Genomic DNA, 26,734 nt, shown 5'->3' on the forward strand with positions numbered 1-26,734 from the left:
TTCCGAGAGAGACACATGGAGACCATCCAAGACGACAAGCAGCTGGAGCAGGAGACCGTAAAAAAGGTCACCTGGCGCCTGCTGCCATTCCTGATGCTGTGCTACCTGTTTGCCTTCATCGACCGTGGCAACATCGGCATGGCCGCGCTGCAGATGAACCACGACCTCGGGCTCTCGCCCAAGATGTTCGGCTTTGCCAGCAGCCTGTTCTTCATCGCCTATTTCATTTTCGAGGTGCCCAGCAATCTGGCGCTGCAGAAGTTCGGCGCCCGCAAGTGGCTGGCGCGCATCATGATCAGCTGGGGCCTGATCTCGGCCTGTACCGCCCTGGTCCAGGGACCGAACTCCCTGTACGTGGTGCGCTTCATCCTGGGTGCGGCCGAAGCCGGCTTCTTCCCCGGCGTGGTGCTGTACCTGACCTACTGGGTGCCCTCGGCCTACCGCGCCCGTATCGTGGCGCTGTTCATGGTGGCCATCCCGGCAGCCAGCTTCATTGCCTCGCCGATCTCGGCATTGTTGCTGCAGATGGATGGCATCGGCGGCCTGCGTGGCTGGCACTGGCTGTTCATGCTGGAAGGCCTGCCCACGGTGTTGCTGGGCGTGGTCTGTCTGCGCTTCCTGACTGACCGCCCTGAACAGGCCCGCTGGCTCGACGAGCGCCAGCGCAACTGGCTGACCGCCACCATGAACAAGGAGGCCGCCGGTCGCGCCGCCAAACAGCATGTGCCGCTGTGGAAGCTGTTCAGCCAGCCGCATGTCTGGGGCATGGCGCTGGTCTGCGCCTGCGCCTCGGCAGCCGGCTCGGTGCTCAACGTCTGGCAGCCGCAGTTGCTGAAGTCCTTCGGTCTGACGGTGATGCAGACCGGTCTGGTGAACTCCATTCCCTACCTGATCGCCTCGGTGCTGATGGTGTGGTGGGGCCGTCATTCCGACCGTAGCGGCGAACGTCGCTGGCATACCGCCATCCCGCTGATCCTGATCGGCGGCGGCCTGGCCATGGCCACCCTGGCCAATTCGCTGGTGCCGGTGGTGTTGCTGCTGACCATGGTGCTGATCGGCGCCTATTCCTTCAAGGGACCGTTCTGGGCCATGGCCTCCAGCTGGCTGGCCACCGGTTCGGCAGCGGCCGGGCTGGCGGGCATCAACGCCGTCTCCAACCTGATCGGCGGCGGCCTGATGGTCAACGTCTATGGCTGGGTCAAGGACGCCACGGGCAGCTACGCCATGGCCCTGCTGCCGATGGTGGGCCTGTCGGTGGTGAGCGTGGGGATCCTGCTGTTCCTGTCGCGCAAGGCGCGCTCGCAGGGCAGCGGCATGATGAAAGAGGCGGTGCGCTGAGCAGGACCCGTTCACAACGCAATCCGCATCACCCATACAAAACCGCCTTGCGTTCACGCAAGGCGGTTTTTGTTTCACGCTGACTCCAGCGCCGAATTTCGCTGGACTGCGCCGTAGCCCGATACAGCAGGTTTATCAATCGGTTAGGCGGGTTCAACATATGACGGTGCTTTCCGAAACCTGCCCCGGCTTTCCCTCGCGCCGCTCCTATCTACGGGAGGGCGGTCGATGCAGCGCCCAGAATTTAGTCAATCGTTGACGACAAGCAAGACGACCGCGAGGTGAAAATGACGCACAATGCGTGGTTCTCTGCATGATCTTCGCAGTTATTCACCAACATCAAAGCAACTGTAAGGCCGCAAACATGACTCCCACCCTGCAAGGCTCTCTCGTCACGCTACGCCCACTACTTCACATGGATGCTCGGTCGCTTGTTGATGCTGCGGCGGACGGAGAGCTTTGGTCACTGCCATTCACTGTTGTTCCTTCTGCCGACACCGTCGAGGCCTATATCAACAAAGCCTTGAAGGGGCAAGCCGAGGGGACCGTCATGCCGTTTGCCATTACCCTGAGCTCTGACCAAAGCGTCATTGGTTCGACGCGCTTCTGGAAGCTTGATCGAGAAAATCGCAAACTCGAAATTGGCCATACGTGGTATTCGCGGAGTTGGCAACGAACGGCCGCCAATACAGAGAGCAAGCTGCTACTGCTGCGGTACGCTTTTGAGCAGCTTCAATGTGTCCGCGTCCAGTTCACGACCGACGTGTTGAACGAGCGCTCTCAAGCTGCGATTCTTCGTATTGGTGCAGTTCAAGAGGGCATCATCCGAAATGAGCGGATCATGCCCAATGGCAGAAAGCGTAACTCAGTGCGATACAGCATCATTGATGATGAATGGCCCGAGGTTTGCTCCAACCTGGAGCGTCGCCTCTCCGGTCACACAGAAGAAAAATGATTGCGATGATTGTCGAGATTGGCCGGCGCAAGACAAGGTAAGCAGTTATTTCGATATCGCTGCTCCAATGCGACCCGCATTGGAGCTAATCGATGGTTTCATTTCCAACGAGCGATTTGAAAGCCTTGCGGCGAAGGGGAAGTATCTGTCACTACCGTTCTGGCGTGATCACGATGCTGTCCGTGAATGGCGAGATAGGGACGAACATCGCCATGCTCAAAGCGAGGAACGTCATCAGATCAGCGAAAGCCGAACAGCGCCGCCGGGTTGCTCACCAGCACCTGTTCGCGCAGCGCCGGGTCCGGCGCCCAGTCGGCCAGCAGGTCGAACAGCACGGCATCGTCCGGCTTGATCTTCTCGGTCGGATGCGGCCAGTCGCTGCCCCACAGCGTGCGCTGCGGCGCCGCCTGCAGATAGGCGCGGGCCAGCAGGCTGGTATCCGGATAATCCGGCGCCCCGCGCAAGGTATCGGCATACGGCTCGGACAGCTTGATCCAGACATGGCCCTTCTCCAGCAAGCGCAGGATCGCCCGGGCGCCCGGATGGTCCAAGCCGTCCGGCTGCGGGATGCGGCCCAGATGGTCGATCACCACCGGCGTGGGCAGCGCGGCCAGCACCGCCTCATGCTGCGCGATCTGCGCTCCCGACATCAGCACCTGCACATGCCAGCCCAGCGGCGCAATGCGCTCCGCCGTGCGACGCAGGCGGTCCACCGTGGTCACGCCCCAGCTCTGCGGCGACAGGAAATTGACCCGCACTCCACGTACGCCCAGCCGGTCCATCTCCTGCAACTGGGCCAGATCGACATCGTCATCGATCACCACGATGCCGCGTGCCTGCTGGCCGAACTGGGCCAGCGCATCCAGCAGGCAGCGATTGTCACTGCCATAGGTGGAAGGCTGCACCACCACGTGCCGCGCGATGCCCAGCTTGGCCATCAGCAGCCGGTAGTCCGCCACGGTGGCGCCATCCGGGCGCCCGCCGCGCCAGTGCGGCGACACCGGAAAGCGCGCGTCGTAGATGTGGTGATGGCTGTCGCACGCCAGCGCCGGCGCCTTAAGGCGCGGTGCCTCGGTGCCGGCCGAGTTGGGAACGGATTGTGCCTGCGCAGCGTGCAAGCCGGAGCACGCGAGCAGGCTGCCCGCGATGAAGCGTCTTCTGTTGACCATGGGTCTCCCTGGTGGTTGTGGTTGTTGTTGTCGGCATGAGCGGCACAGGCGCAGGATGTGATCGCGCGTGGCCTGCCTGTGCGGGAGTCTAGCGAGGGGGAGGGAACAGGACTATTTCCTTTTATTTTCCCAACGATAAATGGAGGGAATGGGTGCGGCCGGCGCGTCCTGTGTGCGTTCAGCCTGCAGGGCGACATGCTGTCAGACACGCCGCCGATCACTTTGCTATTCTGCCGGCCGGCCTGCACAGGGCAGGGGGCAGGGCGCCGAATCCGGGCATCGGGGCCGAAGTGCGATCTTGTATGGATCTTGTCTTCTGGATGTATGGACGCTAGCTGGTTAGAATGGCTAAAAACAAGTGTTACCGGGACAGTGACACACCTGTGCTAAGTTCGGATTCAAGGCTGGCGCCGCAGTGGAGGGCGCCCACATCAACAAGGGTTTTGACTGTGGTGGTATCCGATAGCGCTCAGGCAACTGCAGCGCTATCGGCTTTTTTCGTCACTGCCCGCAAACTGGAAAACACGCATCATGGATTGGGTCCCTATCGTCTTCGTCGTCTTCAAGCTCGGTGTGCTCTGCACGGGCATGTTCTACGCCATCAAATGGCACTACGACCAAGGAAAGAAAGAAAAGGAAAAAGGCAAGGAGAGGCGCGCCGTGCTGCGGGGAGCGGCGACGGTGATTGTGATCTTTCTGGTCTTGCTGGTGGGGTTGGGGGTGGTGACGTATGACGTCGCGAAGATGTTTGGGTTGGAGTTGACGTTTCCTTGATTCAAAGAACTGGTCGGAGGGTGTTGGTGACGCCTCCTCGCTCTCTTGATAAGGTGTGCCCGCGGATGCAATTAATTTCCGCTTGCTATACGTTAGTTAACTGATCCGTCAGGAAACTCGCACTGGCGTTGGGTTAAAGACCGCAATTAATCAACGCCAGTGAAGTCTTCTCATGTTAGCCACCTTGGTCACCTGGTGATGGACACTAACCTTCCTGTTCGGTTTTTTGTTCGTGGGTCTTTGATGGATTATTTTTTCCGTTCTTTGGCAATCCGGCTTTTGCAATCTCAACAAATTTGTTCTTTAGTTCTGGTACGGATCCAAGTGCCTTTTGAAACGCGGACGAACTTATCAATTCGTGCCAAGGGCTACCGTGCGTGTCGCTCTCAACAAGCCGTAGTGGTGCTTCTTCCAAGCGAGTTAATGCGGAGCCAAATAGCCTTGCCTCAAACGCTTCGTCAATGCGGGCTGCCTCCCTGCGGTATCCCTCATATGCTTTGGCTACTGATGCTTTAAAGGCGTAGTCTTCGGCAAGTCGGAATCGCTGCCCAATCTGCTTAGTTGCTAGCCAAGAGAACCATAGCGGTGGGCCAATACTTAACAGGGAAAGGACTATGTGCATCCAAATGACATTCCACTGTGGATTGTCAGAGGACATCGCTGTTGACAGGAGTGTCACGCGGCCGATTCCCAAGTAGGCCCCGATGGAAAGTCCAACCAAAAGCCCAAACACCCAGACCCACATTGAGAAACTTAGTTTAGACGCACGTTGGTCGAATGCTGCTGCTAGGCCTTTTGTTGTGGTAATACGGTACGCCTCTTCGCATTGAGCGACTAGTCGACTGGCTTCATCCTGTTTGGCGGAAAGTTCAGCCGATGCAGCATTAGCCTCCTCGGAGCGAGTTTGAATCTTTCCTAGGAGCGTGGCTGATTCGTCAGAAATCCTCGATACCTCGGCACGTGCAGAGTTTAGGCTTTCCAAATCTGATGGGAGTGTTTCAGCAGCCTCGACTGCCTCTCGAATCAAGTTGATTTGATTCGCAAGTGCATCCTTGTCGGGTGTCAGCTGTTCTACCTGTGCATTGATTGAACGGAGTCGCCGCGCAAGCTTTGTCGGCATGAGATTGTTATCGACCTTTTCCCAGCCTATAGCACTTGTTACCTGTGCTTCGATGTTGCTGAGAGTGGTCATATACGCTGGTGCGGCTTGAAGTCCGTTGCCATTGAATAAGTATTGAACGGTTTGGCCTTGTAGTAATGCCAATTGCGTTGGTAGCCGCGCCAAGGCTTTTTCCAATGATTCAGGGACCGTATCGCTCGCAGTCGCTCTAATTCGTTCCGATAATCCGGAAGCAGCACGAGCTAAATCATGTCGAGTCAACGCAGGATGATTCCATCCAAATAATTCGATCATGGGTCTATCCTCGCTGGTCGTCGCCAAAACCGCTGTGGCCAGGCTATCCAGCGAGATGCAAAGTTTCTCAAGCCCAATGTGCATCGAATCCCTCCTGATTTTATATTTGCGTTTTGTTAACCATATCATGCAACTTGGTGAAGTTGCTAACCGGTCGCTGAGGAGCTTTTCCATCAGAAAACGGCGTTCAATTGAATGCCGAGTCTTTTGCTGTAAATTTAGAGCCTTCTTCTCGGGGGAAATATGGCATCTCATAAATATTACTCAGAACGTTTAGGACTGAATCCAAATGCTAACGGCCTTCCGTTACTCGACATTTGCGGCTTATTTCTCCGTATTTACGAACTGCTACGTACCGACGGTTATTTCGATGAGGCGCTCGGTTCTTGGTGTGTCGATGCGGGACATATCTCTGGATATCTCGGAGACGTAGACTTGGAAATACTGCTTGCTATTAGAAAGAAAAACTTATACCCAGTTGAAGATCGCGCGCTTTCGTATTCCGAAGATGATCTCTTCGACGTGATCGAGTTTTTGTACCAACATGTGTCTGCCCCGGTTGAGGGAACAATGCACAACTACGGGGGGTGTGGGATGCACTGGGAAACATTCAACAAGCAGAAAGGGAAAATACTGTTGCGGGAGAAGGTCAACGGAGTGCTTGGACACTATGTGCGAAGATTTGAGCTATCGGCTAATGGAGAGATTCTTAGTAGTCCTGATATCGGATTTGAGATGATCTTCGAGGCAGACTTGCCCACAAAGGATAAGACCGTCGTCGACAGAACAAACGCAGCCGTCGTCAGATACCGGCGACATGGTTCGACGGCCGACGACCGCCGCCAGGCCGTACGTGATCTTGTAGATGTCTTGGAATACCTTCGGCCACAGCTAAAACTGCTCCTAACTAAGAGCGATGAGAACGACTTATTTAACATAGCGAACAACTTCGGCATACGTCATCTCAACGACCAGCAGAAGACCTCATATGATGCAGCCATTTGGCATAGTTGGATGTTTTACTTTTATCTTTCGACGATTCATGTGGTGCTTCGAAAAATCGAAGTATTCAACACCAAATGATTGATTTTGATACGGGCGTGGATTCCTGAGGGGCCGCCGACGTTCGGCACGGAACAGCGGCCGGCATAAGATTTTTCTAAATTGTGGGCAACTTTGGAAAATTTGGAGAGGGAATGAGTGCCATTAATTGGACGCTGTTACTGGAGTACTTCAAGGTGATGTTTGGCTGGCCGCCGATGGCTTTGTTGATTTCGCTTGTTGCAATGAATAAGTTCAAGCCAGCAATAGATGACTTATTGATGCGGCTCACGAGCGGGGAATTTCTCGGCCAAAAAATACAGGCCGCTGCACCTAAAGATTCACCGCAAGGAGCGGTAACAGCTCCCGAGCCTATCGTGCCGAGTGTTGATGGACATCTGTCGACTAAGGACCAGCGGGCTGCGCTTAAAGCACAGGTTGAAGAGGAGTCACTTCCAGCGGAACTTGCAAATGATCCTTTGGCGCGAGGGGCCATCGCATACGTGCAGGAGAATCCTGTACAGACCGTAATTGAGTACAAACGGGTCGCTATCGCTCTCGCGGCAGAACGGCTATACGCACAAATATATGGTACGCAAATAGCGCTTTTAGGCTTTGTTGCTAGTCGCAACGGTGAACCAATCTCGGGCGCAGCCTTGGTTATCTATCACAGTGAATATCGGCGATTGTCTGGGAACAATGAATATTCATTCGAACGTTATATACATTTTCTGGTTGTGGCTGGTGCGATCGAGAAGTTGGATGCGGATACGGACCAATATCGCCTAACAGCGTTCGGCGCAGATTTTCTGGCTTATATCAAATCTCAATATCCACTTGTTTGGTCCCAGCGCCCGTTTTAAGGGGAGAATGGTCGGTCACTTGTTCTCAGAAGAAGTTAAGCGCTCTGTTTTTTTACCCACTTTTTTTATAACAAGCTGGCTCTAATCGCTCGTGAAGAGTATTGGTCGAATTGACAGAGAGACTTGCTGAAGAAACTGGCCTGCCCTGAGGGACTCGAACCCCCGACCTATGGCTTAGAAGGCCATTGCTCTATCCAGTTGAGCTAAGGGCAGTTCGGCGTGGCTGGCGGGAAGGGCGGGGTGCTACTGCATCAGTGCGTCACCGCAATTCCACCAGCGAGCCAGAAAAGGAAAACGGGCTGTAAAAACAGCCCGTTTTTCAAGTGTGGTCGGAGTACAAGGATTCGAACCTTGGACCCCCTGGTCCCAAACCAGGTGCGCTACCGGGCTGCGCTACACTCCGAGAAGCGAGATAATAGCAGCATCTCTTGCGAATGGTCAACAAGGTTTGCAAGCAAGTTCAACAATCCTCAGGAAACCGCCTCTCCCTCGCGGGATTCGGCCACTTTCTGCAGCTTGATTTCCACCAGCAGTTTCTTGATCTCCGGCACGCACGAGCCGCAGTTGCCGCCCGCCTTCAGGCAGGCCGTGACCTGGCTGACTTCTTCCAGATCCCGCTTCCTGATGGCGTCGCAGATGGTGTTGCGGCCCACGCCAAAGCAGGAGCAGACGGTGGGGCCGGTGTCGGCGCCTTTTTCTATGGGCTGACCCACCAGCAGGCCGACGCGGTCGGCTTCTTCCAGCTTGTCCTTGGCGAACAGGCCGGCCAGCCAGGAGCGCGAGGGCAGGTCGGGGCGGGCGGACATGAACAGGCACATGTCGATGCGGTCATCCACCACATGCACGGCACGATAGCTGCCGTCGCTCAGGTCTTCATATTCCAGCCAGTCGGCGTCGTCGTCGCGCACGCCCAGCAGGGCGCGCGCCCAGGCGGTGTGGTCGTTGATCTGGTTGCGGCCGGCCAGCTCATAGCGCAGGAAGTCGCGGCCCTGCACGCGGGTCCAGTGGGTGATGTCGTCCAGTGCCAGCGCATGGCGGGTAAGGATGAAGCCGTGCCAGCCGACCCGGAATTCTTCGATGGCTACCGGCGTGTGCTTGAACTCGGGCTCGCCCGAGACCGGGTCGACCACCGGGTTGACCACCGCGCCCACGCGGGCGTCCGAGGCCGACTGGCTGTTCCAGTGGATAGGCACGAAGACCGCGCCACGCGGGATGCCGCCGCCGTGCTGCACCCGCGCCACCATGGCGCCCCAGCGGCTGCTGATGCGCGCCAGGCCGCCTTGGCGCAGGCCGTAGAGCAGGGCGTCCTGGGGATGGATGTCGATGAAGGATTCAGCGATGTGGCTGCCCAGGGTGGCCGATTTGCCGGTGCGCGTCATGGTGTGCCAGTGGTCGCGCACGCGGCCGGTGTTGAGGATCAGCGGGTAGTCTTCGCAGGCGGCATGCAGCGGGCTGCGCGGGGCGGTCGGCACAAAACGCGCACGGCCGTCGGCGGTGCTGAAACGGTAGTCCTGCAGCACCCGTGCCGTGCCGGCCACGCTGCCATCGGACAGGCGCTGCACCGGCCACTGGATCGGTGCCAGGGTGTCGTAACTGCTGCGGTCCATGCCGGTCAGGCCGGCCAGGTTGAAGACGCGACGCACTTTGCCCGGTTCAGTCTCAGCATGGGCCTCGCCATTGCGATAGGCCGACAGGCGGGCGTGTTCGTCGAAGATGGCATGCGGGCCGTCGAAGTCGAAACCGTCGAAGCCCATGCGCTGCGCCACGTCGCACAAGGTGCGCCAGTCGCCGCGTGCTTCGCCGGGGGCGCTCAGGAAGGCGCGCTGGCGCGAGATGCGGCGTTCGGAATTGGTGACCGTGCCATCCTTCTCGCCCCAGGCCAGGGCCGGCAGCAGCAGATGGGCGTAGGCATTGGTATCGGTCTGGGTGACCACGTCCGAGGCCACCACCAGTTCGCATTTCTGCAGGGCGCGTTGCACCAGGTCGGCGTCGGGCAGGCTGACCATGGGGTTGGTGGCCATGATCCACACTGCCTTGATGCGGCCGTCCTCGATGGCACGGAACATGTCCACCGCCTTCAGGCCAGGCTTGTCGGCGATGCGCGGGGATTGCCAGAAGTCTTGCACGATCTCGCGGTGCAGCGGCTGCTCCAGGTCCATGTGGGCCGCCAGCATGTTGGCCAGGCCGCCGACTTCGCGTCCGCCCATGGCGTTGGGCTGGCCGGTGATGGAAAACGGTCCCATGCCGGGCTTGCCGATGCGGCCGGTAGCGAGATGGCAGTTGATGATGCTGTTGACCTTGTCGGTACCGGCGGAGGACTGGTTCACGCCCATCGAGAAACCGGTGACGACCTTGTCGGTTTCGGCAAAGGCCTGGTAGAAGGCCAGCAGGTCCTGCAGGTCCACCTTGCAGATGCGCGCTACCGTGGCGGGATCGGCGCAGTCGGCGTCGGCCACCGCCAGGGCGTCGTCGAAGCCGTTGGTGTGGGCGCTGATGAAGGCGTTGTCGCGCAGGCCGCGATGGGCCAGGTAACTCATCAGGCCGTTGAACAGCCAGACATCGGTACCGGCCTTGATCGGCAGGTGCAGGTCGGCCAGTTCGCAGGTGGCGGTGCGGCGCGGATCGATGACGATCAGGCGCATCGCGGGGCGGGTTTCCTTCAGGCGGGCGATGCGCTGGAACAGGATGGGGTGGCACCAGGCAGCGTTCGATCCCACCAGCACCACCAGGTCCGCCAGTTCCAGGTCTTCATAGCAGATCGGCACCAGGTCTTCGCCGAAGGCGCGCTTGTGTCCGGCCACGGCCGACGACATGCACAGGCGCGAATTGGTGTCGATGTTGGCGCTGCCGATGTAGCCCTTCATGAGCTTGTTGGCGATGTAGTAGTCCTCGGTCAGCAACTGCCCGGAGACATACAGGGCCACTGCATCCGGCCCGTGTTCGGCGACGATGGCGGCGAACTTGCCGGCGACTTCGTCCAGGGCATCGTCCCAGGAGACCTGCTCCAGTTCGCCCTGGGCGTTGCGGCGCTGCGGGTGCAGCAGGCGGCCATCGAGATCCACGGTCTCGCCCAGGGCCGAGCCCTTCACGCACAGGCGGCCCAGGTTGGCGGGGTGCTGCTCGTCGCCCTTGATGCCCAGGCTGCCGTCCTCTTTCAGCGATGCCGTCACGCCGCAGCCCACGCCGCAATAGGGGCAGGTGGTGCGGGTGGTCGTCACGGCCAGGGCGAGCGGGGTCTGGGAGAGATTCATGAAGTTTCCTTTGGAGCTAGGCGGCTTGCTGGCACATGGCCTGGCCGAAGGGCAGTTCGCGGCGGAAGGCGCTGATGTCGCGGCCGCTCTGGATCAGGTCGAAGTACCACGGTCCGTCCTTGACGTCGCCATACAGCACCGCGCCCACCAGGCGCGTACCACGCAACACCAGCCGCTTGTAGATGCCGCGACGCGGGTCGCGTACCACCAGGTCTTCGGTATCCTCGCCGCCGATGAAGTCACCGGCCGAATACAGGTCCACCCCGGTCACCTTGAGCTTGGTGGCAGTGGCCTGCTGCACGTAGCGTCGATGGCCGGCACCGGCCAGGTGCGCACCGCAGACGCGGGCCTGGTCCCAGATCGGCGCCACCAGACCGAAGGTGGCCTTGCGGTGCTGCACGCATTCGCCCACGGCATAGACGCGCGGGTCGTAGGTCTGCAGGGTGTCATCGACGATGATGGCGCGTTCGCAGTGCAGGCCGGCGGCCTTGGCCAGGGTGATATTGGGGCGCACGCCGGCGGTCATCACCACCAGGTCGGCCGGGATGCTGCTGCCATCCTTGAAGCGCAGGGCGGTCACACGGTCCGGCCCGACGATTTCCTCGGTATGGGCATTGAGCAGGAAGCGCAGGCCACGGTCTTCCAGTGCCTTCTTGAGCAGGGCGGCGGCGGGCTTGTCCAGTTGCTGGTTCATCAGGGCGTCGGTGACATGGACCACGGTCACTTCCATGCCCTGGCGCATCAGTCCATTGGCCGCTTCCAGCCCCAGCAGGCCGCCGCCGATGACCACCGCATGCCGGTGGGTGCGCGCCGCTTCCAGCATGGTATCGACGTCCTGGATGTCGCGAAAGGCGATCACGCCCGGCAATTGATGGCCCGGCACCGGGATGATGAAGGGCGTGGAGCCGGTGGCCAGCAGCAGGCGGTCGTACTTCACTGCCAGGCCGGAGCGTGCATGCACGGTGCGTTGGCGGCGGTCGATGTGGATCACCGGGTCGCCCGCGTGCAGGGTGATGCCGTTGTCGTCGTACCAGGCGCGGGGGTTGAGCATGATGTCATCGATGCTCTTGTCTCCAGCCAGGACCGGCGAGAGCATGATGCGGTTGTAGTTGCCGTGCGGCTCGGCGCCGAAGACGGTGATGTCGTACAGATCCGGCGCCAGCTTGAGCAGTTCTTCCACGGTGCGCATGCCGGCCATGCCATTGCCGATCACCACCAGCGATGGTTTGGCGGCACGCTTGTCGGCCCCGGTCTCCATCTCAGGCCCCGATCCAGACCTTGCCCTGCTCGATGCGCGCCGGCCAGGCCGGTACCGAGTGGGCGGGTTCTTCCAGGCATTCGCCGGTGGTCAGGTCGAAGTGATGCTTGTAGATCGGCGAGGCCACCACGATGCGTTCGCCCAGGTTGCCCACCAGGCCGCGCGAGAGCACGGCGGCGTCGGCGTTGGGGTCGTAGTTGCCGATGGCGAAGACGCGTGCCTGCGCCTGGCCCGCGCTTTGGTCGATGACGTGGAAGATCGCCACCTGCTGGTCGCCGATCAGAGCGGCCACGCCGGTGTTGGGGACGATCTCGGCCAGGTCGCAGATCGGGGTCCAGTGCTGGATTTGTTGGTCGCTGTGCATGCGGTGCTCCTTGGTTCAGACCGTTTCGACGACGACGGGGATGTCGAGCAACTTCTTCTCCGCCACGGTGGCCGGACGGATCTGGCCGCGTTCCTCGACAAACCTGATATTGCCGTCGGCCGCCTTGCTGTTGACGAAGTGGCGGAAGCGCTTGCGGGTTTCCGGATCGGTGACGGCCTTCTTCCATTCGCATTCGTAGGTGTCGACCACGTGCTGCATCTCGCTTTCCAGTTCGGCGGCGATGCCCAGCTTGTCGTCGATGACCACGCTCTTGAGGTAGTCCAGGCCGCCTTCCAGGTTTTCGCGCCAGGTGCTGGTGCGTTGCAGGCGGTCGGCGGTGCGCACGTAGAACATCAGGAAGCGGTCCACATAGCGGACCAGGGTCGCTTCGTCCAGATCGGAGGCGATCAGCTCGGCATGGCGCGGCTTCATGCCGCCATTGCCGCAGACGTAGAGGTTCCAGCCCTTGTCGGTGGCGATGATGCCCACGTCCTTGCCTTGCGCCTCGGCGCATTCGCGGGTGCAGCCGGAGACGCCGAACTTGATCTTGTGCGGCGAGCGCAGGCCCTTGTAGCGGTTTTCCAGGCGCACCGCGAAGCCCACGCTGTCGCCCACGCCATAGCGGCACCAGGTCGAGCCCACGCAGGATTTGACGGTGCGCAGCGACTTGCCGTAGGCGTGGCCGGTCTCGAAGCCGGCGGCGATCAGTTCTTCCCAGATATCGGGCAACTGGTCCACGCGGGCGCCGAACAGGTCCACCCGCTGGCCGCCGGTGATCTTGGTGTAGAGGCCGTATTTCTTGGCGATCTGGCCGACGGCGATCAGGCCGTCGGGAGTGACTTCGCCACCGGCCATGCGCGGCACCACCGAGTAGGTGCCATCCTTCTGGATGTTGCCCAGGAAGTAGTCGTTGGAATCCTGCAGGCTGGCATGCTCCTTCTTGAGCACGAAGTCGTTCCACAGCGAGGCCAGCACATTGGCCACCATCGGCTTGCAGACGTCGCAGCCCAGGCCGCGACCGTGCTTGGCGAGCAGTTCGTCGAAGCTCCTGATCTGGCCCACGCGCACCAGATGGTGGATTTCCTGGCGCGAATAGGGGAAGTGCTCGCAGACGTGGTTATTGACCGCCATCCCCTGTTTCTTCATTTCCGCCTTCATGACCTGGGTCACCAATGGCACGCAACCGCCGCAGGCCGTGCCTGCCTTGGTGCAAGCCTTCAGATCACCGATATTGGTCACGCCAGAAGCGACAGCGGCGCACAGCTGGCCCTTGGAGACATTGTTGCAGGAGCAGATCTGCGCCGAATCCGGCAGCGCATCCACGCCCAGGCCGGGCTTGGCCTTGCCGTCGGACTGCGGCAGGATCAGGAATTCCGGCGCCTCCGGCAGTTCGATCTTGTTCAGCATCATCTGCAACAGCGTGCCGTATTCGGCGGCGTCGCCCACCATCACCGCACCCAGCAGGTGCTTGCCGGATTCGGAGACCACGATCTTCTTGTAGATCTGGCGGCGCTCATCGGTGAACTGGTAGGAGCGGCTGCCGGCTTCCTTGCCGTGGGCATCGCCGATGCTGGCCACGTCCACGCCCATGAGCTTGAGCTTGGTGCTCATGTCGGCACCGTTGAATTGCGGCACTTCGATGGCGTCATCGCGGTGCGACAGCAGGTGCTTGGCAGCGGTGCGGGCCATGTCGTAACCCGGTGCGACCAGGCCGAAGATCTTGCCGTTCCACAGCGCACATTCGCCAATGGCATAGACCGCCGGGTCCGAGGTCAGGCAGCAGTTGTCGATCACGATGCCGCCACGGTCGCCCACCTTCAGGCCGGCACTGCGCGCCAGTTCGTCACGCGGGCGGATGCCGGCGGAGAAGACGATCATGTCGGTTTCAAGGTGCGAACCGTCTTCGAAGTTCATGCGATGGGTGTGCTGCTTGCCATCGACGATTTCGACCGTGTTTTTTTGCGTATGGGCGGTCACGCCCAGTTCCTCGATCTTCTGGCGCAGCACGCGGCCGCCGCTTTCGTCCACCTGCACTGCCATCAGGCGCGGGGCGAACTCGACCACGTGGGTCTCCAGCTTGAGGTCGCGCAGGGCCTTGGCGCATTCCAGGCCGAGCAGGCCGCCGCCGATGACCACCCCGGAGGTGGAGCGGCTGCCGCATTCCAGCATCGCTTCCAGATCTTCGATGGTGCGGTAGACGAAGCAGTCCTTGCGCTGGTTGCCCGCCACCGTCGGCACAAAGGGATAGGAGCCGGTGGCCAGCACCAGCTTGTCATAGGACAGGGTTTCTTCCACGCCGGCCACGTTGACCAGCACCTGCTTGCGCTCCAGGTCGATCTGCTGGGCCTTGGCGTTGAGCTTGAGGTCGAACTGCACGGCGCTACGGCCGGCATCGAAGAAGCCCGGCGCCACCAGCGACAGATCGTCTGCGCTCTTGCCGGCGAAGAATTCGGAGAGGTGCACGCGGTCGTAGGCCGGGCGCGGTTCTTCACACAGGATGGTGACCTGCAGTTCGCCGGCGCCGCTCTCGGCCAGGCTTTCCAGGAACTTGTGGCCGACCATGCCGTGGCCGATGACGATGATCTTCATGGGTTGTCTCCTCAGGCTGCAACTTTGCTGTCGGCCAGGACGGCTTCGCCGTTCTTGTCCGAGGCAGTGAAACGGATGGCCACGGCGCACAGTGCCGAGACGGTCACCAGCACGCCCAGCGCCGACAGGGTCTGCTGGGTATTGCCCAGACCCTTCATCAGGAAGCCCGCCAGTACCGCACCCACGTTGCCGCCGGCGCCGATGATGCCGGCCACGCCGCCCAGGGCCTTGCGGTCGATGAACGGCACCAGCGCGTAGGTGGCGCCGCAGGCCATGTGGGTGAACAGGCCGAAGCACAGCATGGCGAAGATGGCCGCTGCGACGCTACCGGCATGGGCGAACCACAGCAGGCCAAGGCCTTCGCCCAGCATCATCACGAACAGCAGGGTGGCGCGGCGGTTCAGGCCGCCCGCGAGGGCTACCTTGTCCGAGATGAAGCCGCCCAGGGCGCGGGCGAACAGCGCCAGCAGGCCGAAGCTGGCGGCGGCGATGCCGGCCGACTCCAGCGACAGCTGGAAGTGCTCCACGTAATAGATCGCAGCGATGTTGTGGATGAAGATTTCCACGCCGAAGCAGGCGCCGTAGGTGATGAAGAGCATCCACACGCGGTAGTTGGCGGCGGCGGCGCGGAAGCTCGCCCAGCCACCACGCTTGCCGCTTTCGATGGTCACGCCGGCGGCGCGCAGGTCGTCATAGTTGCCTTCCGGGCAGTCTTGCGTAAAGCGCCAGTAGAGCGCCGCCATGATCAGCATCAGTACGCCCGGCACCAGCAGCGCCACGCGCCAGCCCCAGGCCTGGGACACGCCCAGCATCAGCACGGCCGCCATCAGCAGCGGCATCACACCCTGTGCCACGCCACCGCCGGCATTGCCCCAGCCGGCCGTGGCCGCGTTGGCGGTGCCGACCACATTGGGGGCGAACATCACCGAGGTGTGGTACTGGGTGATCACGAAGCTGGCACCGACCGCACCGATCAGGAGACGGAAGAACAGGAAGCTCTCGTAGCTCTGTGCAAAGGCCACGCCGATGACCGGCACCGCGCCGGCCAGCAGCAGGCCGGTATAGGTCTTGCGCGGGCCGAAACGGTCACACATGGGGCCGATGACCAGGCGCACCAGGATGGTCACGGCCACGGCGGCGATATTGATGTTGGCGATCTGGCCGGGCGTGAGATGGAATTCACCCTTGATCACCGGCATCAGCGGCGCGCAGGCGAACCAGGCGAAGAAGCAGACGAAGAAAGCCATCCAGGTCAGGTGGAAGGCGCGCATCTGCGGCGTGCGCAGGGAGAACAGCTCGATACGATTGGATTTGCTCATCTCGGGTCCAGTAAAAACAAAAAGGCGCCCGCTGGAACCAAGCGCAGGGCTCGGTTCTAGCGGACGCCATTGTCCGTGTGTCTTGCAGATCCATCGTTAGATCGGCATCGAATTGGGGGATCGTCCTTGATCCTGGGCTCTTATGAGCAAAGGTCGTGCCAGGCCGTGGGAATCGGGCGGGGCGCCCGTGCGGTGCGGGTTTGCGGCGGGAAGAGGGAGAGCAGGGCGCCACTGCAGAGCTGAAGGGTGGCCCCGATATATATCATTGTGTGATGTATTGCAGTGCAAGCTGCGCGTTCGTGGTGCAGTGCATCGTGAGGGTGCAGGGCGTCACATCCGGTGCGCCGGCATGTTGCCGCCCGGTCATGGCCGGTGTTCAGCGCGGCTGGAAGGCGATGATGCCCATGCCGGCCAGCGCTACCGCCACGCCCGCGCAATCCCAGGCCGACGGCCGGATGCCATCCACCGCCCACAGCCAGACCATGGCCACGGCGATATAGACCCCGCCGTAGGCCGCATACACGCGCCCGGAGGCGGCGTCGTGCAGGGTCAGCAGCCAGGCGAACAGCGCCAGGCTCAGCGCGGCCGGCAGCAGCAGCCAGGCCGAGCGGTCCTGCTTGAGCCAGAGATAGGGGAGGTAGCAGCCGACGATTTCGGCCACAGCGGTGCAGAGGTAGAGCAGCAGGGTCTTCACGGCCGGCCGGACTCAGTCTTCTTCACGGGCGGTGATGTCGGCCCGCTCATCGTCGCTCTTGCGCAGCCATTGGCGGTGCATGAACTGCTCCAGCGGCCGGCCCACCACGAACAGCAGCAGGATCAGCGCCGTCGCCATCAGAGCCACGCGCCACCAGCCACCGCCGCAGACGATGCCCACCGCCGCCGTCACCCAGATCGAGGCCGCCGTGGTCAGTCCCCGGACTTTCTCGGTCCGCTGTTCATGGATGATGACGCCGGCGCCCAGGAAGCCGATGCCGGTGATCACGCCCTGGATGGCGCGGCTGACGGCGTCACGATAATGGTCGTCGGCACTGAAGGAGAAATCCATCGCCGCCATCGTCACCAGCGCCGAGCCCAGGGCCACCAGACCCAGCGTCTTCATGCCGGTGGGCTTGCCACGCAGGTTGCGGTCGATGCCGATGATGCAGCCGATCAGCATGGCAAAGCAGAGACGGTAGAAGACTTCGAAATGGTCGGTCATGGCACGGTCGGGGCGGCTAGGGAAGCTTGCAGGACGTAGGGAATCAGCCCGCCATTGTACCCTCCCGCCTCGCTGATCCCTGCAGTCAGCGCCGGACGAACGTGCATAAAAAAGCCCCGTCAGGATCGACGGGGCAAATCAGGCATGGCGGGAAGGAACGGAGGCTACGCCATGCCGCGCTCAAAAGTGGAAACTAGTCAAATCCCGCTGGGCGACCTGGCAGGTCGGGTCATGTCAGGAAAGACTGTCGCGACAGATCAGGAACCGGAACCGCCAGCGCCCGCACCCGAGCCGCCGGCACCACCTGCACCACCCGCACCGGAACCGCCACCCGCGCCGCCATTACCGCCGGGGGAAGTGCCCATGGGACCATCCTTCATCTCGGTGGCATTCGGGTTGTTACCCGAACGGGACTTGGTGCTGCTCTTGTCGGACTTGTTGTGGTTGCGCATGGTCTTGCTCTTGCTGGAGGAACTGCCCGCATCGGAGGCGCCGCTGCTGCCGCTACCCGGGGTAGTCTGCGCGCCGGTGGCACCGGTGGCGCCGGAGCCGGCCGAACCGGAACCGGAACCAGCAGCACCGCCCGAAGTCTGCGCCATGGCGCCCGTGCTGAAGGCGGCAACGATCAGGGCAGTGCCGAGGAATTTCAGAGTCGGTTTGGATGACATGCGTATCTCCTTGAGTTTTGGGGGCGTCCCGCTGTCGCGAGCCGTTGAAGCCATACTAGGCTTCGCTCCCGTTTCCCACAGTCGGACGTCACTTCATACGCTTGTCGGTGCTTTCGTACCGGGATGACGGTGACTGTTGTTGAGTTGGTCAGGTCTGCGCTACCTGTAGGCCGCTCCTCTTATCTCTACTGCCGCGCTGTGTCGTGCGGGCAGCGATCAGTTCTTGCGCGGGCCAACATCGTCTTCGGACAGTGCGTCCGGAGGAGAATTTTGCGGCGCATCGCCTCGACCCTGATAGCTTCCCGGCAGCACTGCACCTGGGAGTGCTGAACCACGCACAGACCTTGCTCACTGCGACATCCAAACCGCCTGGCTTGAGTCTCAGGCGGACTATCGCGATTATTGGCATCCCTTGCATAACAGGTACGCCACTTTTATGCAGCGCACAGATCCAGCATGACTTCTCCATAGGCTTCCGCTAGCTCCTTGAGTTGCTATTCGTGCGGCTCTCTTATATCCAAAGTGCTTTGTACGCACTGTGTTCCCCATCCCTTTACGGCCTTCGCCGACCCATTCTTCGATCTTCGTGAGTGAGTGTCAAACAACCGGCTTGCTTTGAATACCGTTGTTCCCTTCCCAGGATGATTTCGTTAGTAATACTGCTTTGCGCTTGGCCGCCTGTTGAATTCAGCTCTCCGCTTGGCTGAGCTCTGAATCCGTTAAATCTCGCAAGCAACGAGAAATCCTGAAACAGATATTCCTAGATCTAAAAGACCTGGGATATGAAGGGTCGTGCGACCGTGTGGCCGCCTTTGATAGACTGTGGAAGGTGGGTGGAATGGAGAGGGGCAAATCTGCGAGCAAATCTACAGCGTGGGTTCTAACGACGAACGAGATGAAGGAAAATCGCGAAATATCTGCCACTTGATTTTGTACTAGCCATAAATCCAAGCAGGATCTTTATGCCAAAAATTGAAAATAATATGAAAGTAGGACGCAAAGATATTTACGGCGATTTTTGCAGGGCGAAGTATATTTTTCGTGGTCCACCTATACCGCGTTGGCGGCTAATAGTATTCGCGCCATTATGCATCGTGTTGGGCCAAGTTTTGGTGGCTGAATCTTTGCGGTATTTTGGTTTTCCTGAACAAATAAGCACAACTCCTTTTGAACCCAGAGCGCCTCTTATAAGGTTATTTTTTGGCATTGTTTTGGCTCCATTTCTAGAAACCATCATTTTCCAATGGATCTGTATAGAGATATTGCGAAGGTTGAAATTGGACTTGTGCTTTGCAGCTTTGATCTCGGCAGTTCTATTCGCAGTGTCACATGGATGGGAGGGCCGTTGGCCTATCGAAATTTTCGTCGCGGGAGTCGTGCTTGCATATGTATTTATGGTCGAAAAATATAGAGAAAATGGTCGCCCAATTTTTTTGACATTTGCCGTCCACGCTGTGTTTAATTTCATGGTGTTTGTTATTTCAATATGGGGATGAGAAAGTCAGTTATTGACTTTCGGATATGTCGTCACTCCCATTTCGCACCGTCGGACGTCACTTCATACGCTTGTCGGTGCTTTCGTACCGGGATGACGGTGCATGTTGTTGAGCTGGGTGGCGCCAGCTCACCGTCAAGGCAGGGTCTGCCGCAGTTCGCTAGGGCTCAGCCCGTAATGCTGGCGAAAGCGGATCGCAAAGCGCGAGGCCGAATCGTAGCCGCAGGAGGCGGCGATGTCGGCAATCGGCAGGGATGAGGCCTGCAGTTGTTCCAGCGCCTGGCCCAGCTGCACCTTGTCCAGCAGTTCGCGAAAACCGGTCTGCTCGCGTGCCAGGCGGCGCCGCAGGGTCGACACGCTGCAGTGGAAGGCATCGGCCACCCGTTCCAGGCTGCGTTGCTCCGGGGCCAGCATCAGCAGATGCTGTTCGATGCGCTGGCTGATCGCGTCGCCCCGTTCACGCAAGAGACCACCCACCACCCCGCGCAGACTGAGCGCCAGCAACAGGCCTTCAGCGGCCTGGCACTGCAGGTCAGCGGCCGCGTCATCGCGGATGCAGTCGAGCAGGTAGCGCCAGGCGCGCAGGATGTCCGCATCCTGCTGCACGCTGACCAAGGCCGTGGCTTCGCTGCTGCGCACGCCCTGGCCGGGATAATGCAGGCGGAAGCGTTCCAGCAGGGATGACGGCAACGAGACCATGTCGGCCGCGTATTCGCCAGCGCGGGGCAGGTTGGCCACGTTCATCTGCATGCCGGGGGCGATCAGCAGCAATACATCCTGACCGCATTGCAGATGGCGGCTGCCCCATTCGACCCGCTTGCGCCCCTGCCGCACGTGGCAGATGCTGGCCAGTCCGATGAAGACCTGGCGCAGCTTCTGCTCCTGGCGGGCGCGGATGCGGGTCAGGGTCGGTGCGGGACCATGTGCGAAGGGCAGGATGGCGAGATCGTTTTGCATGCGGGGATGGGGATTGAAATCAGCGTCGGCGTCAGCGGCCGTAGTGGGCGGTCAGTCGGGCCTGGCCGAGCACCGAGGCATTGAGCATGAAGCCAAGCATAGCACCGCTGGCTTGTGCGTCCAGTGGCAACTTGTCGGTGTTCAAGGCCCAGACCACGAATTGGTAACGGTGCGGCTTGTCGCCTTCCGGCGGGCAGGCGCCGCCGAAGCTGCTGCTGCCGAAGTCGGTGCGGCCCTGGATGGCGCCGGCCGGCAAGCCCTTGCCCTCGGCCGTGATCCCGCCCGGCAGGCTGGTCACCGAGGCAGGGATGTTGAATACCGTCCAGTGCCACCAGCCACTACCCGTCGGTGCATCGGGATCGTAGACCGTGACGGCAAAGCTCTTGGTGCCGGCTGGCGCGCCCGACCAGGACAATTGCGGCGAACGGTTCAGGCCGCTGCAGCCGAAGCCCTGGAAGACCTGGGCGTTGCTCAGGGTCTGGCCTTCCTGGATGTCCTTGCTGGTCACGCTGAAGTCGGCCGCCTGGGCCGACAGTGCGGAAAGCGTCAGGGCTGCGCTGGTGGCCAGGGTCGCGGCCAGGTGTTTGGGATGGTTCATGCAGGTGCTCCACAGGGGTTGAAGAGCGCTCATCGTAGAGCCCGCGCCCGTCGCCGATGGTGCAGAAAACGTCAGGCGCGGTGCAGAAGGCGTCATCCTGCCCGCCGCACATCGACTGGCTCCATCGCCGGCCGCCCTGGCCTGATCAAAAGCCTCCGCTGGCTCTATGGCCTTCAGGCCAGGCTCCAGTAGGCTGTGCCGTATTCGCCTGTATCAGGTATCCCATGGAGTTCGCATGTCCTCGCCATCCCATTCGCTCAGCACCGCACCGGCCGTGACGGTGGAAACCCTGCAGGCCTTCTCCGAGGCCTGGAACCGCCACGACATCGCTGCCCTCATGAGCTATATGCACCCCGACTGTGAATTCCTCACTGCCGCCGGGCACGATGCCCACGGCACCCGCCATGCCGGCCAGGAGGCGGTCGCCAAGGCCTTTGCCTCGGCCTGGATCGCCGTGCCCGATGCGCAGTGGCGCAATGGTCGCCATTGGGTGTCCGGCGAGCGTGGCGTGTCCGAATGGACCTTTACCGGCACCGCCGCCGATGGCTCGCCCATCGAGGCCGACGGTGTCGATCTGTTCATCTTCCGCGACGGCAAGATCCTGCAGAAGAACGTCTTCCGCAAGAACCGCACGGTCAGGCCGGCCTGATCCGCAGCAAACACCGCGCCGCCCGCTCACTGCTACCAAGGCCACTGCCATGAACAGCCTGTCCCGCGCCGAAGTCGGCGCTGCCTTCACCGATTCCCGCGCTCCTGCCACGCCCTACGATCCCGCCTTCGATCCGCTGGTCTCGCGTTCGCCCGGTCATAACATGCAGTACGCCCCGACCTACTGGGTCGCCAGCGCCGGTGATCCACCGCCGGACGATGGCCCCATCACGGGTGACACCGATGCCGACGTGGTCATCATCGGCTCCGGCTTCACCGGCCTGGCCACGGCCTTGTTCCTGGCACGCGAGCACGGTATCCGCGCCACCGTGCTGGAAGCCAACCAGGTCGCCTGGGGCTGCACCAGCCGCAATGGCGGCCAGGGGCAGAACGCCAGCGGTCGTCTGTACCGCTCGCAGTGGATTGACCGCTGGGGCTTGCCGACCGCGCTGAAGCTGGACGAGGAAATCCGCAACGGCTTCGAGACCTTCCGCCAGCTCACCGAGGAAATCGATTGCGATCCCCAGCCTGGCGGCCATCTCTACATCGCCCATCGGCCCAAGAAGATGGACTTCCTGCGCAACGAAGCCGAGGTCATGCGCAGCCGCTTCGGTTACGACACCCGCATCCTCACCGGCGAGGAAGTGCGGCGTGACTGGTGCGGCGACCAGGAGGCCGCCGGCGCCATGCACGAACCGGTGGGCATCTGCGTGCATCCGCTGAAACTGGCCTTCGGCTACATGAAGATGGCCCGCGCACTGGGCGCCCGCGTGCATCCCTCCAGCCCGGTGACGGGCTGGGAAACGCGCAATGGCGTGCATCACCTGCGTACCCCCGGTGGGGTGGTGCGGGCGCGCGCGGTGGCGGTGGCTACCGGGGCCTATGGCCTGCAGGGCTTGACGCCGCTGCTGAAGAATCGCGTGTTCCCGGTATTGTCCAATTCCATCGTCACGCGCCCGCTCACCGACGAAGAACTGCAGGCCACCAACTTCCTGACCCATCAGGCCATCACCGATACCCGCACGCTGCGCTTCTACTACCGCCTGCTGCCGGACCGCCGGGTGCAGATCGGCAGCCGCAGCGCCATCAGTGGCGCCGCCGCCCATCAGGAGCATCACTACCGCCTGCTGGTCGACGGGCTGGCCCGCAAGTTTCCCGCCCTCAAGGGCATCCGCATCGATCACTCCTGGTGGGGCTGGGTCGATGTCAGCCACGACATGATGCCGCGCGTGGTGCAGCCTGATCCGGCGCAGAGCATCTACTACGCCCTGGGCTATGGCGGCAATGGCGTGTCCTTCTCGGCCCATGCCGGGCGCCGCATGGCCGAGCGCGTGGCCGGCCTGCGCGGGCCGGAAATCGAGCTGCCCATCTACGACAGCGCCTTGCCCTTCCCGCGCCAGGGCGAGTGGGCCGCACCCTTCCGCCGCCTGGGGCAGAGCATGCTCTATCGCTGGTACTGGCTGCGTGACGAAATCCTGTAGAGGTAAGGGAAGAGACAAGGGCCGTGCCGGGCGTGCGCCCTGCACGGCTGCAAGACACTGCAAGTGAGTGTCTCTCAGCGCAGGCGACAGCGCGGCACCAGGGCCGCCAGCGCCGCAATCCCGGGTTCGATGCGTTCGGCCTGGATCGATGAAAACCCCAGCCGCAGTCCATTGACCATGCCTGGTTCGGCCAGCCAGAAGGCCTCGCCCGATTCCACCAGGATGCCTTGCTCGAAGGCCGCCTGCCGCAGCAGCCGGGTATCGATCTCCGGCGCAAAGCGTCCCCACAAGGCAGAGCCGCCATCCGGTGGCGTGAAATCCATCATGGGCAGATGCGTGCGCACGGCGTCGATCAGGAGACCCGCCCGGCGCGCCAGTTCATCGCGCATCAGGTGCAGGAAGCGGTCGTAATGGCCGTGCGAGATGAACAGCGCCGCCGCCAGCTGGTTGTTGGTGGCCGGATGGCGGATCATCAGCCGCCGCAAGGCGCGCAGCCGCACCACCACCTCCGCCGGTGCCACGATATAGCCGATGCGCAGGCCCGGCGAAAGCGTCTTGGACAGGCTGCCGATGTAGATCACCCGGCGCTCGTGGTCGATGGCCTTCAGGGCCGGGGAGGGCTTGCCGACGTATTGCATCTCGGCGTCGTAGTCGTCTTCGATGATCACACCATCATGGGTGCGCGCCCATTCCAGCAAGGCCAGCCGCCGCTCGGTGGAGAGCGTGATCCCGGTCGGGCACTGGTGGCTGGGTGTGCAATACAGCATGCTGGCCCGGGCCAGCACCGCCGGATCGGGCAGCACGCCATCGCGGTCCACCTCCAGCCCCACCAGTTGCGCCCCCCGGCGCAGGAAGATGTTGCGGGCATCCATGTAGCCCGGGTCTTCCACCGCCACGGTGGAGCCGGGCGGCGTCAGCAGTTCGCTCACCAGGTACAAAGCCTGTTGCGCCCCCACCGTCAGCAGTACCTCGTCCCGGCGCGCCGCGATGCCGCGCCGGGGCAGCACGCGCTTGATCAACTGGTCCACCAGGGAGGCATTGTCGTGGTCGATGGCATCCGGCGCCCAGCCCCGGATCGAGCTCACGTCCAGCGCCTGGCGGCTGCACTCGCGCCAGTCGGCGATGGGGAACAGGCTGGGATCGAACTGGCCATACAGGAAGGGATAGCGATGGCGCTGCCAGTCTTCCGGCTTGTCCAGCCATTTGATGCCGGCAGGCTCAGCCTGCATGCGCGCCTGCCAGTCCACCCCCTGCGGTGCCTCGCGGCGGGGATGGTCGGGCGCGGTCTGCACCGGCCGGTGGTGATGCAGGTAGCGCTCGCTGACGTAGTAGCCGTTGCGCGGACGGTTTTCCAGGTAACCGTCCTCGGCCAGCTTTTCATAGACCAGCACCACGGTATTGCGTGAAATGGCCAGCATGTCGGCCAGTTCGCGGCTGGAGGGCAGGCGCATGCCGGGCGCCAGTCGCCCGTCCAGCACGGCATCGACGAAGCACACCCGCAACTGGCTCTGCAGGGTGCTGCCCTGGCGCTCCGGCTCGGGAAAGATCTGTCGCCACATCACCTGATGGGCCTGGTGGTCACGCACGCCTTTGCTCCGCTGTCCCAAAGCCTGCGTTGTCGCAGGAAGCGTGCCAGCGGCCGGCTGTGCGGGTTTCACATCTTGCCCTTCCACGGAATCAGCTTTTCTTCCATCTTGCGCATGAGCAGGTCGATCAGGTAGGCCAGCACGCCGATGACGATGATGCCCATGATCACGATGTCGGTACGCAGGAAGTTGGAGGCATTGAGCACCATCTGCCCGATACCGGCGGTGGCCGCCACCATCTCGGCCGCCACCAGGGTGGTCCAGCCGAAGCCCACGGCGATGCGCATGCCGGTCAGGATTTCCGGCAGCGCCGCCGGAAACACCACCATGCGGATCACCTGCCAGTTGCTCGCGCCCAGCGAGCGCGCCGCATTGATCTGTTCGATCGCCACCGAGCGCACGCCGGCCTTGGAGGCCATCGCCAGCGGGGCGAAGCAGGCCAGGTAGATCAGCGTGACCTTGGCGCTTTCATCGATGCCCAGCCAGATCACGATCAGCGGCAGGTAGGCCAGCGGCGGCAGCGGTCGATAGAACTCGATGATCGGGTCGGCGATGCCGCGCACCAGGCGCGAGGTGCCCATGGCCAGGCCCACCGGCACGGCCGTGACCACTGCCAGCAGGAAGGCCGCCATCACCCGGCTCAGGCTGATGAGCACGTGTTGCGCCAGCGGCGTGTCGCCCTGGGTCTGGCCGTGCAGGGCGCCCATCAGCGCATCCAGGGTGGCCTGCGGGGTGGGCAGGAACAGCGGCTTGATCCAGTGCAGGCCGGTGGCGATCCACCACAGCAGCAGCAAGGCCACCAGGGTGAGCGTGCTGATCAGCCAGGTGCTGCCCTGGCCCGGGGCGCCATAGTTGCGCGGGCGCCGGCGACGGCGCGGGGCAGTGGCCTGGGCGGATGCGGTGGCCGCAGGGCGGGTAGTGGGGGGCATGGTGGTCTCCTGCGCCGGCTTGGTGACGGCGGTGGCGGTGGTGCTGTTCATCAGTGCATCCCGGTCGACGAGGTTTGGTGGACCAGCGCCAGCACGCGTTCGCGGGCAGCGATGAATTCAGGATCGGCCTTGGTGCCGCGGGCATCGCGGGTGGCCAGGTAGCGGCGGGCGAAGGGCATGCTCAGGTCATGCACCACGCGGCCCGGGCTGGGCGCCATCACGATCAGGCGGGTGGCCAGGAACAGGGCTTCCTCCACATCGTGGGTGATGAAGAAGAACACCCCCTGGGACTCGTTCCAGAGGTCCAGCAGCAGTTCCTGGATGGCTTCGCGGGTGAAGGCGTCGAGCGCGCCCAGCGGTTCGTCCAGCAACATCACCGAGGGCGAGGAGGCGATGGCGCGCGCCACCCCCACGCGCTGCTGCATGCCGCCCGACAGTTCATAGACCTGCTTGTGGGCCGAGGACAGCAGGCCCACCTTGTTGAGACATTCGAGGGCGATGCGGCGCCGCTCGTGCAACGGCATCTTGCGCAGCTTGAGGCCGAATTCGACGTTTTCCACCACATTCATCCAGGGCATCAGCGCGTGCTTCTGGAACACCACGCCGCGGTCCGAACCGGGACCGTCCACCGCCTCGCCGGCCAGCCGGATTTCGCCCCGCGTGGGCGGGATGAAACCGGCAATGGTATTGAGCAGGGTGGTCTTGCCGCAGCCGGAGGCCCCCAGCGCCACCACGAACTCGCCAGCCGGAATGGACAGCGAGACCTGGTCCAGCGCCAGGCTGGGCGGCCCCTTGCGGGCCGGATATTCGATCGAGACCTGGTCGATTTCAAGCATGCT

General features: G+C 62.0%; 24 protein-coding genes and 2 tRNA genes. 9 read left to right on the plus strand and 17 right to left on the minus strand.

The window, feature by feature from the left end:
- The first annotated feature begins 15 nt into the window (after nt 1-15).
- From HBH1_RS05915 to HBH1_RS05930, 3 genes are all read left to right on the plus strand, one after another.
- Nucleotides 16-1,338 (plus strand): MFS transporter, encoded by a 1,323-nt coding sequence (locus HBH1_RS05915; RefSeq protein ID WP_006464821.1) that lies wholly within the window; start codon nt 16-18, stop codon nt 1,336-1,338.
- A 364-nt stretch (nt 1,339-1,702) separates the two neighbouring features.
- Nucleotides 1,703-2,293 carry a GNAT family N-acetyltransferase gene (locus HBH1_RS05925; protein WP_102661961.1) on the plus strand — a complete coding sequence of 197 codons (591 nt, stop codon included), beginning with the start codon at nt 1,703-1,705 and terminating at the stop codon, nt 2,291-2,293.
- Complete coding sequence (locus HBH1_RS05930; RefSeq protein ID WP_369878601.1) at nt 2,229-2,645, plus strand: antibiotic biosynthesis monooxygenase family protein; 417 nt, start codon at nt 2,229-2,231, stop codon at nt 2,643-2,645. Before HBH1_RS05925 ends, HBH1_RS05930 begins: the two co-directional genes overlap by 65 nt.
- On the opposite strand, the gene HBH1_RS05935 is transcribed toward HBH1_RS05930, so the two are convergent.
- Complete coding sequence (locus HBH1_RS05935) at nt 2,533-3,462, minus strand: amidohydrolase family protein (protein WP_102661962.1); 930 nt, start codon at nt 3,460-3,462, stop codon at nt 2,533-2,535. The genes HBH1_RS05930 and HBH1_RS05935 overlap by 113 nt on opposite strands.
- A 531-nt stretch (nt 3,463-3,993) precedes the next feature.
- On the opposite strand from HBH1_RS05935, the gene HBH1_RS05940 reads away from it, so the two are divergent.
- On the plus strand, nt 3,994-4,236 hold the full coding sequence (locus HBH1_RS05940) for a hypothetical protein (RefSeq protein ID WP_102661963.1): 243 nt from the start codon (nt 3,994-3,996) through the stop codon (nt 4,234-4,236).
- 205 nt (nt 4,237-4,441) lie between these two features.
- On the opposite strand, the gene HBH1_RS24850 is transcribed toward HBH1_RS05940, so the two are convergent.
- The gene (locus HBH1_RS24850) at nt 4,442-5,650 is read right to left on the minus strand and encodes a hypothetical protein (protein ID WP_146012823.1); all 1,209 of its coding nucleotides are present in this window, start codon (nt 5,648-5,650) and stop codon (nt 4,442-4,444) included.
- 243 nt (nt 5,651-5,893) lie between these two features.
- Between HBH1_RS24850 and HBH1_RS05945 the strand changes: the two genes are divergently transcribed.
- A complete protein-coding gene (locus tag HBH1_RS05945; protein WP_102661964.1) occupies nt 5,894-6,733 on the plus strand; it encodes a hypothetical protein in 840 nt (279 codons plus the stop codon).
- Nucleotides 6,734-6,846: 113 nt separating this feature from the next.
- The gene (locus tag HBH1_RS05950; protein ID WP_102661965.1) at nt 6,847-7,554 is read left to right on the plus strand and encodes a hypothetical protein; all 708 of its coding nucleotides are present in this window, start codon (nt 6,847-6,849) and stop codon (nt 7,552-7,554) included.
- Between the two features lie 136 nt (nt 7,555-7,690).
- Here HBH1_RS05950 and HBH1_RS05955 read toward each other — a convergent pair.
- The 10 genes from HBH1_RS05955 to HBH1_RS06000 all read right to left on the minus strand — a co-directional run bounded on the left by HBH1_RS05955 (nt 7,691) and on the right by HBH1_RS06000 (nt 18,201).
- Nucleotides 7,691-7,767 (minus strand) — tRNA-Arg (locus HBH1_RS05955).
- A gap of 113 nt (nt 7,768-7,880) precedes the next feature.
- Nucleotides 7,881-7,957: transfer RNA gene (locus HBH1_RS05960), tRNA-Pro, on the minus strand.
- A gap of 67 nt (nt 7,958-8,024) precedes the next feature.
- Entirely contained in the window at nt 8,025-10,805 is a 2,781-nt protein-coding gene (locus HBH1_RS05965) for a nitrate reductase (protein WP_102661966.1), read from the minus strand.
- Nucleotides 10,806-10,821: 16 nt separating this feature from the next.
- Nucleotides 10,822-12,063 (minus strand): NAD(P)/FAD-dependent oxidoreductase, encoded by a 1,242-nt coding sequence (locus HBH1_RS05970; protein WP_102661967.1) that lies wholly within the window; start codon nt 12,061-12,063, stop codon nt 10,822-10,824.
- Nucleotide 12,064: 1 nt separating this feature from the next.
- A complete protein-coding gene (gene nirD, locus HBH1_RS05975) occupies nt 12,065-12,427 on the minus strand; it encodes a nitrite reductase small subunit NirD (protein ID WP_102661968.1) in 363 nt (120 codons plus the stop codon).
- Between the two features lie 15 nt (nt 12,428-12,442).
- Nucleotides 12,443-15,016, minus strand: a complete 2,574-nt coding sequence (gene nirB / locus HBH1_RS05980; RefSeq protein ID WP_102661969.1) for a nitrite reductase large subunit NirB — start codon at nt 15,014-15,016, stop codon at nt 12,443-12,445.
- An 11-nt stretch (nt 15,017-15,027) separates the two neighbouring features.
- Nucleotides 15,028-16,335, minus strand: coding sequence for an MFS transporter (locus HBH1_RS05985; protein ID WP_006462975.1), 1,308 nt, complete (start codon nt 16,333-16,335; stop codon nt 15,028-15,030).
- Nucleotides 16,336-16,711: 376 nt separating this feature from the next.
- A complete protein-coding gene (locus HBH1_RS05990) occupies nt 16,712-17,029 on the minus strand; it encodes a YnfA family protein (RefSeq protein ID WP_102661970.1) in 318 nt (105 codons plus the stop codon).
- Between the two features lie 12 nt (nt 17,030-17,041).
- The gene (locus HBH1_RS05995; RefSeq protein WP_006462977.1) at nt 17,042-17,533 is read right to left on the minus strand and encodes an MgtC/SapB family protein; all 492 of its coding nucleotides are present in this window, start codon (nt 17,531-17,533) and stop codon (nt 17,042-17,044) included.
- A 257-nt stretch (nt 17,534-17,790) separates the two neighbouring features.
- Complete coding sequence (locus tag HBH1_RS06000) at nt 17,791-18,201, minus strand: hypothetical protein (RefSeq protein WP_102661971.1); 411 nt, start codon at nt 18,199-18,201, stop codon at nt 17,791-17,793.
- A 962-nt stretch (nt 18,202-19,163) separates the two neighbouring features.
- Between HBH1_RS06000 and HBH1_RS06005 the strand changes: the two genes are divergently transcribed.
- A complete protein-coding gene (locus HBH1_RS06005; RefSeq protein ID WP_102661972.1) occupies nt 19,164-19,697 on the plus strand; it encodes a CPBP family intramembrane glutamic endopeptidase in 534 nt (177 codons plus the stop codon).
- A gap of 134 nt (nt 19,698-19,831) precedes the next feature.
- Here HBH1_RS06005 and HBH1_RS06010 read toward each other — a convergent pair whose 3' ends face one another.
- The gene (locus tag HBH1_RS06010; RefSeq protein WP_102661973.1) at nt 19,832-20,653 is read right to left on the minus strand and encodes a helix-turn-helix transcriptional regulator; all 822 of its coding nucleotides are present in this window, start codon (nt 20,651-20,653) and stop codon (nt 19,832-19,834) included.
- A gap of 31 nt (nt 20,654-20,684) precedes the next feature.
- On the minus strand, nt 20,685-21,251 hold the full coding sequence (locus tag HBH1_RS06015) for a kinase inhibitor (RefSeq protein ID WP_102661974.1): 567 nt from the start codon (nt 21,249-21,251) through the stop codon (nt 20,685-20,687).
- Nucleotides 21,252-21,486: 235 nt separating this feature from the next.
- Between HBH1_RS06015 and HBH1_RS06020 the strand changes: the two genes are divergently transcribed.
- Together HBH1_RS06020 and HBH1_RS06025 are read left to right on the plus strand one after the other, a co-directional pair.
- Entirely contained in the window at nt 21,487-21,900 is a 414-nt protein-coding gene (locus HBH1_RS06020) for a nuclear transport factor 2 family protein (protein WP_102661975.1), read from the plus strand.
- 49 nt (nt 21,901-21,949) lie between these two features.
- Nucleotides 21,950-23,380 (plus strand): NAD(P)/FAD-dependent oxidoreductase, encoded by a 1,431-nt coding sequence (locus HBH1_RS06025; protein WP_233207535.1) that lies wholly within the window; start codon nt 21,950-21,952, stop codon nt 23,378-23,380.
- A 74-nt stretch (nt 23,381-23,454) separates the two neighbouring features.
- Here the strand turns inward: HBH1_RS06025 and HBH1_RS06030 are convergent, their stop codons facing one another.
- From HBH1_RS06030 to HBH1_RS06040, 3 genes are all read right to left on the minus strand, one after another.
- Nucleotides 23,455-24,966: a MocR-like pyridoxine biosynthesis transcription factor PdxR gene (locus HBH1_RS06030; RefSeq protein ID WP_102661976.1), complete on the minus strand. Its 1,512-nt coding sequence runs from the start codon at nt 24,964-24,966 to the stop codon at nt 23,455-23,457.
- A gap of 68 nt (nt 24,967-25,034) precedes the next feature.
- Complete coding sequence (locus HBH1_RS06035; protein WP_102661977.1) at nt 25,035-25,946, minus strand: ABC transporter permease subunit; 912 nt, start codon at nt 25,944-25,946, stop codon at nt 25,035-25,037.
- Nucleotides 25,946-26,731: a taurine ABC transporter ATP-binding protein gene (locus HBH1_RS06040; RefSeq protein ID WP_006462986.1), complete on the minus strand. Its 786-nt coding sequence runs from the start codon at nt 26,729-26,731 to the stop codon at nt 25,946-25,948. The genes HBH1_RS06035 and HBH1_RS06040 overlap by 1 nt, the downstream gene beginning before the upstream one ends.
- Nucleotides 26,732-26,734 lie beyond the last annotated feature (3 nt).

Source organism: Herbaspirillum sp. BH-1, assembly GCF_002870055.1.
In the GTDB taxonomy this organism is placed as follows: domain Bacteria; phylum Pseudomonadota; class Gammaproteobacteria; order Burkholderiales; family Burkholderiaceae_D; genus Herbaspirillum; species Herbaspirillum frisingense.

Bases quoted from the DNA above. Each gene is read 5' to 3' on its own strand.
- HBH1_RS05915 (WP_006464821.1), top strand. From the start codon at position 16: ATGGAGACCATCCAAGACGACAAGCAGCTGGAGCAGGAGACCGTAAAA.
- HBH1_RS05925 (WP_102661961.1), top strand. From the start codon at position 1,703: ATGACTCCCACCCTGCAAGGCTCTCTCGTCACGCTACGCCCACTACTT.
- HBH1_RS05930 (WP_369878601.1), top strand. From the start codon at position 2,229: ATGAATGGCCCGAGGTTTGCTCCAACCTGGAGCGTCGCCTCTCCGGTC.
- HBH1_RS05935 (WP_102661962.1), bottom strand. From the start codon at position 3,462: ATGGTCAACAGAAGACGCTTCATCGCGGGCAGCCTGCTCGCGTGCTCC.
- HBH1_RS05940 (WP_102661963.1), top strand. From the start codon at position 3,994: ATGGATTGGGTCCCTATCGTCTTCGTCGTCTTCAAGCTCGGTGTGCTC.
- HBH1_RS24850 (WP_146012823.1), bottom strand. From the start codon at position 5,650: ATGATCGAATTATTTGGATGGAATCATCCTGCGTTGACTCGACATGAT.
- HBH1_RS05945 (WP_102661964.1), top strand. From the start codon at position 5,894: ATGGCATCTCATAAATATTACTCAGAACGTTTAGGACTGAATCCAAAT.
- HBH1_RS05950 (WP_102661965.1), top strand. From the start codon at position 6,847: ATGAGTGCCATTAATTGGACGCTGTTACTGGAGTACTTCAAGGTGATG.
- HBH1_RS05965 (WP_102661966.1), bottom strand. From the start codon at position 10,805: ATGAATCTCTCCCAGACCCCGCTCGCCCTGGCCGTGACGACCACCCGC.
- HBH1_RS05970 (WP_102661967.1), bottom strand. From the start codon at position 12,063: ATGGAGACCGGGGCCGACAAGCGTGCCGCCAAACCATCGCTGGTGGTG.
- nirD (WP_102661968.1), bottom strand. From the start codon at position 12,427: ATGCACAGCGACCAACAAATCCAGCACTGGACCCCGATCTGCGACCTG.
- nirB (WP_102661969.1), bottom strand. From the start codon at position 15,016: ATGAAGATCATCGTCATCGGCCACGGCATGGTCGGCCACAAGTTCCTG.
- HBH1_RS05985 (WP_006462975.1), bottom strand. From the start codon at position 16,335: ATGAGCAAATCCAATCGTATCGAGCTGTTCTCCCTGCGCACGCCGCAG.
- HBH1_RS05995 (WP_006462977.1), bottom strand. From the start codon at position 17,533: ATGACCGACCATTTCGAAGTCTTCTACCGTCTCTGCTTTGCCATGCTG.
- HBH1_RS06000 (WP_102661971.1), bottom strand. From the start codon at position 18,201: ATGTCATCCAAACCGACTCTGAAATTCCTCGGCACTGCCCTGATCGTT.
- HBH1_RS06005 (WP_102661972.1), top strand. From the start codon at position 19,164: ATGCCAAAAATTGAAAATAATATGAAAGTAGGACGCAAAGATATTTAC.
- HBH1_RS06010 (WP_102661973.1), bottom strand. From the start codon at position 20,653: ATGCAAAACGATCTCGCCATCCTGCCCTTCGCACATGGTCCCGCACCG.
- HBH1_RS06015 (WP_102661974.1), bottom strand. From the start codon at position 21,251: ATGAACCATCCCAAACACCTGGCCGCGACCCTGGCCACCAGCGCAGCC.
- HBH1_RS06020 (WP_102661975.1), top strand. From the start codon at position 21,487: ATGTCCTCGCCATCCCATTCGCTCAGCACCGCACCGGCCGTGACGGTG.
- HBH1_RS06025 (WP_233207535.1), top strand. From the start codon at position 21,950: ATGAACAGCCTGTCCCGCGCCGAAGTCGGCGCTGCCTTCACCGATTCC.
- HBH1_RS06035 (WP_102661977.1), bottom strand. From the start codon at position 25,946: ATGAACAGCACCACCGCCACCGCCGTCACCAAGCCGGCGCAGGAGACC.
- HBH1_RS06040 (WP_006462986.1), bottom strand. From the start codon at position 26,731: ATGCTTGAAATCGACCAGGTCTCGATCGAATATCCGGCCCGCAAGGGG.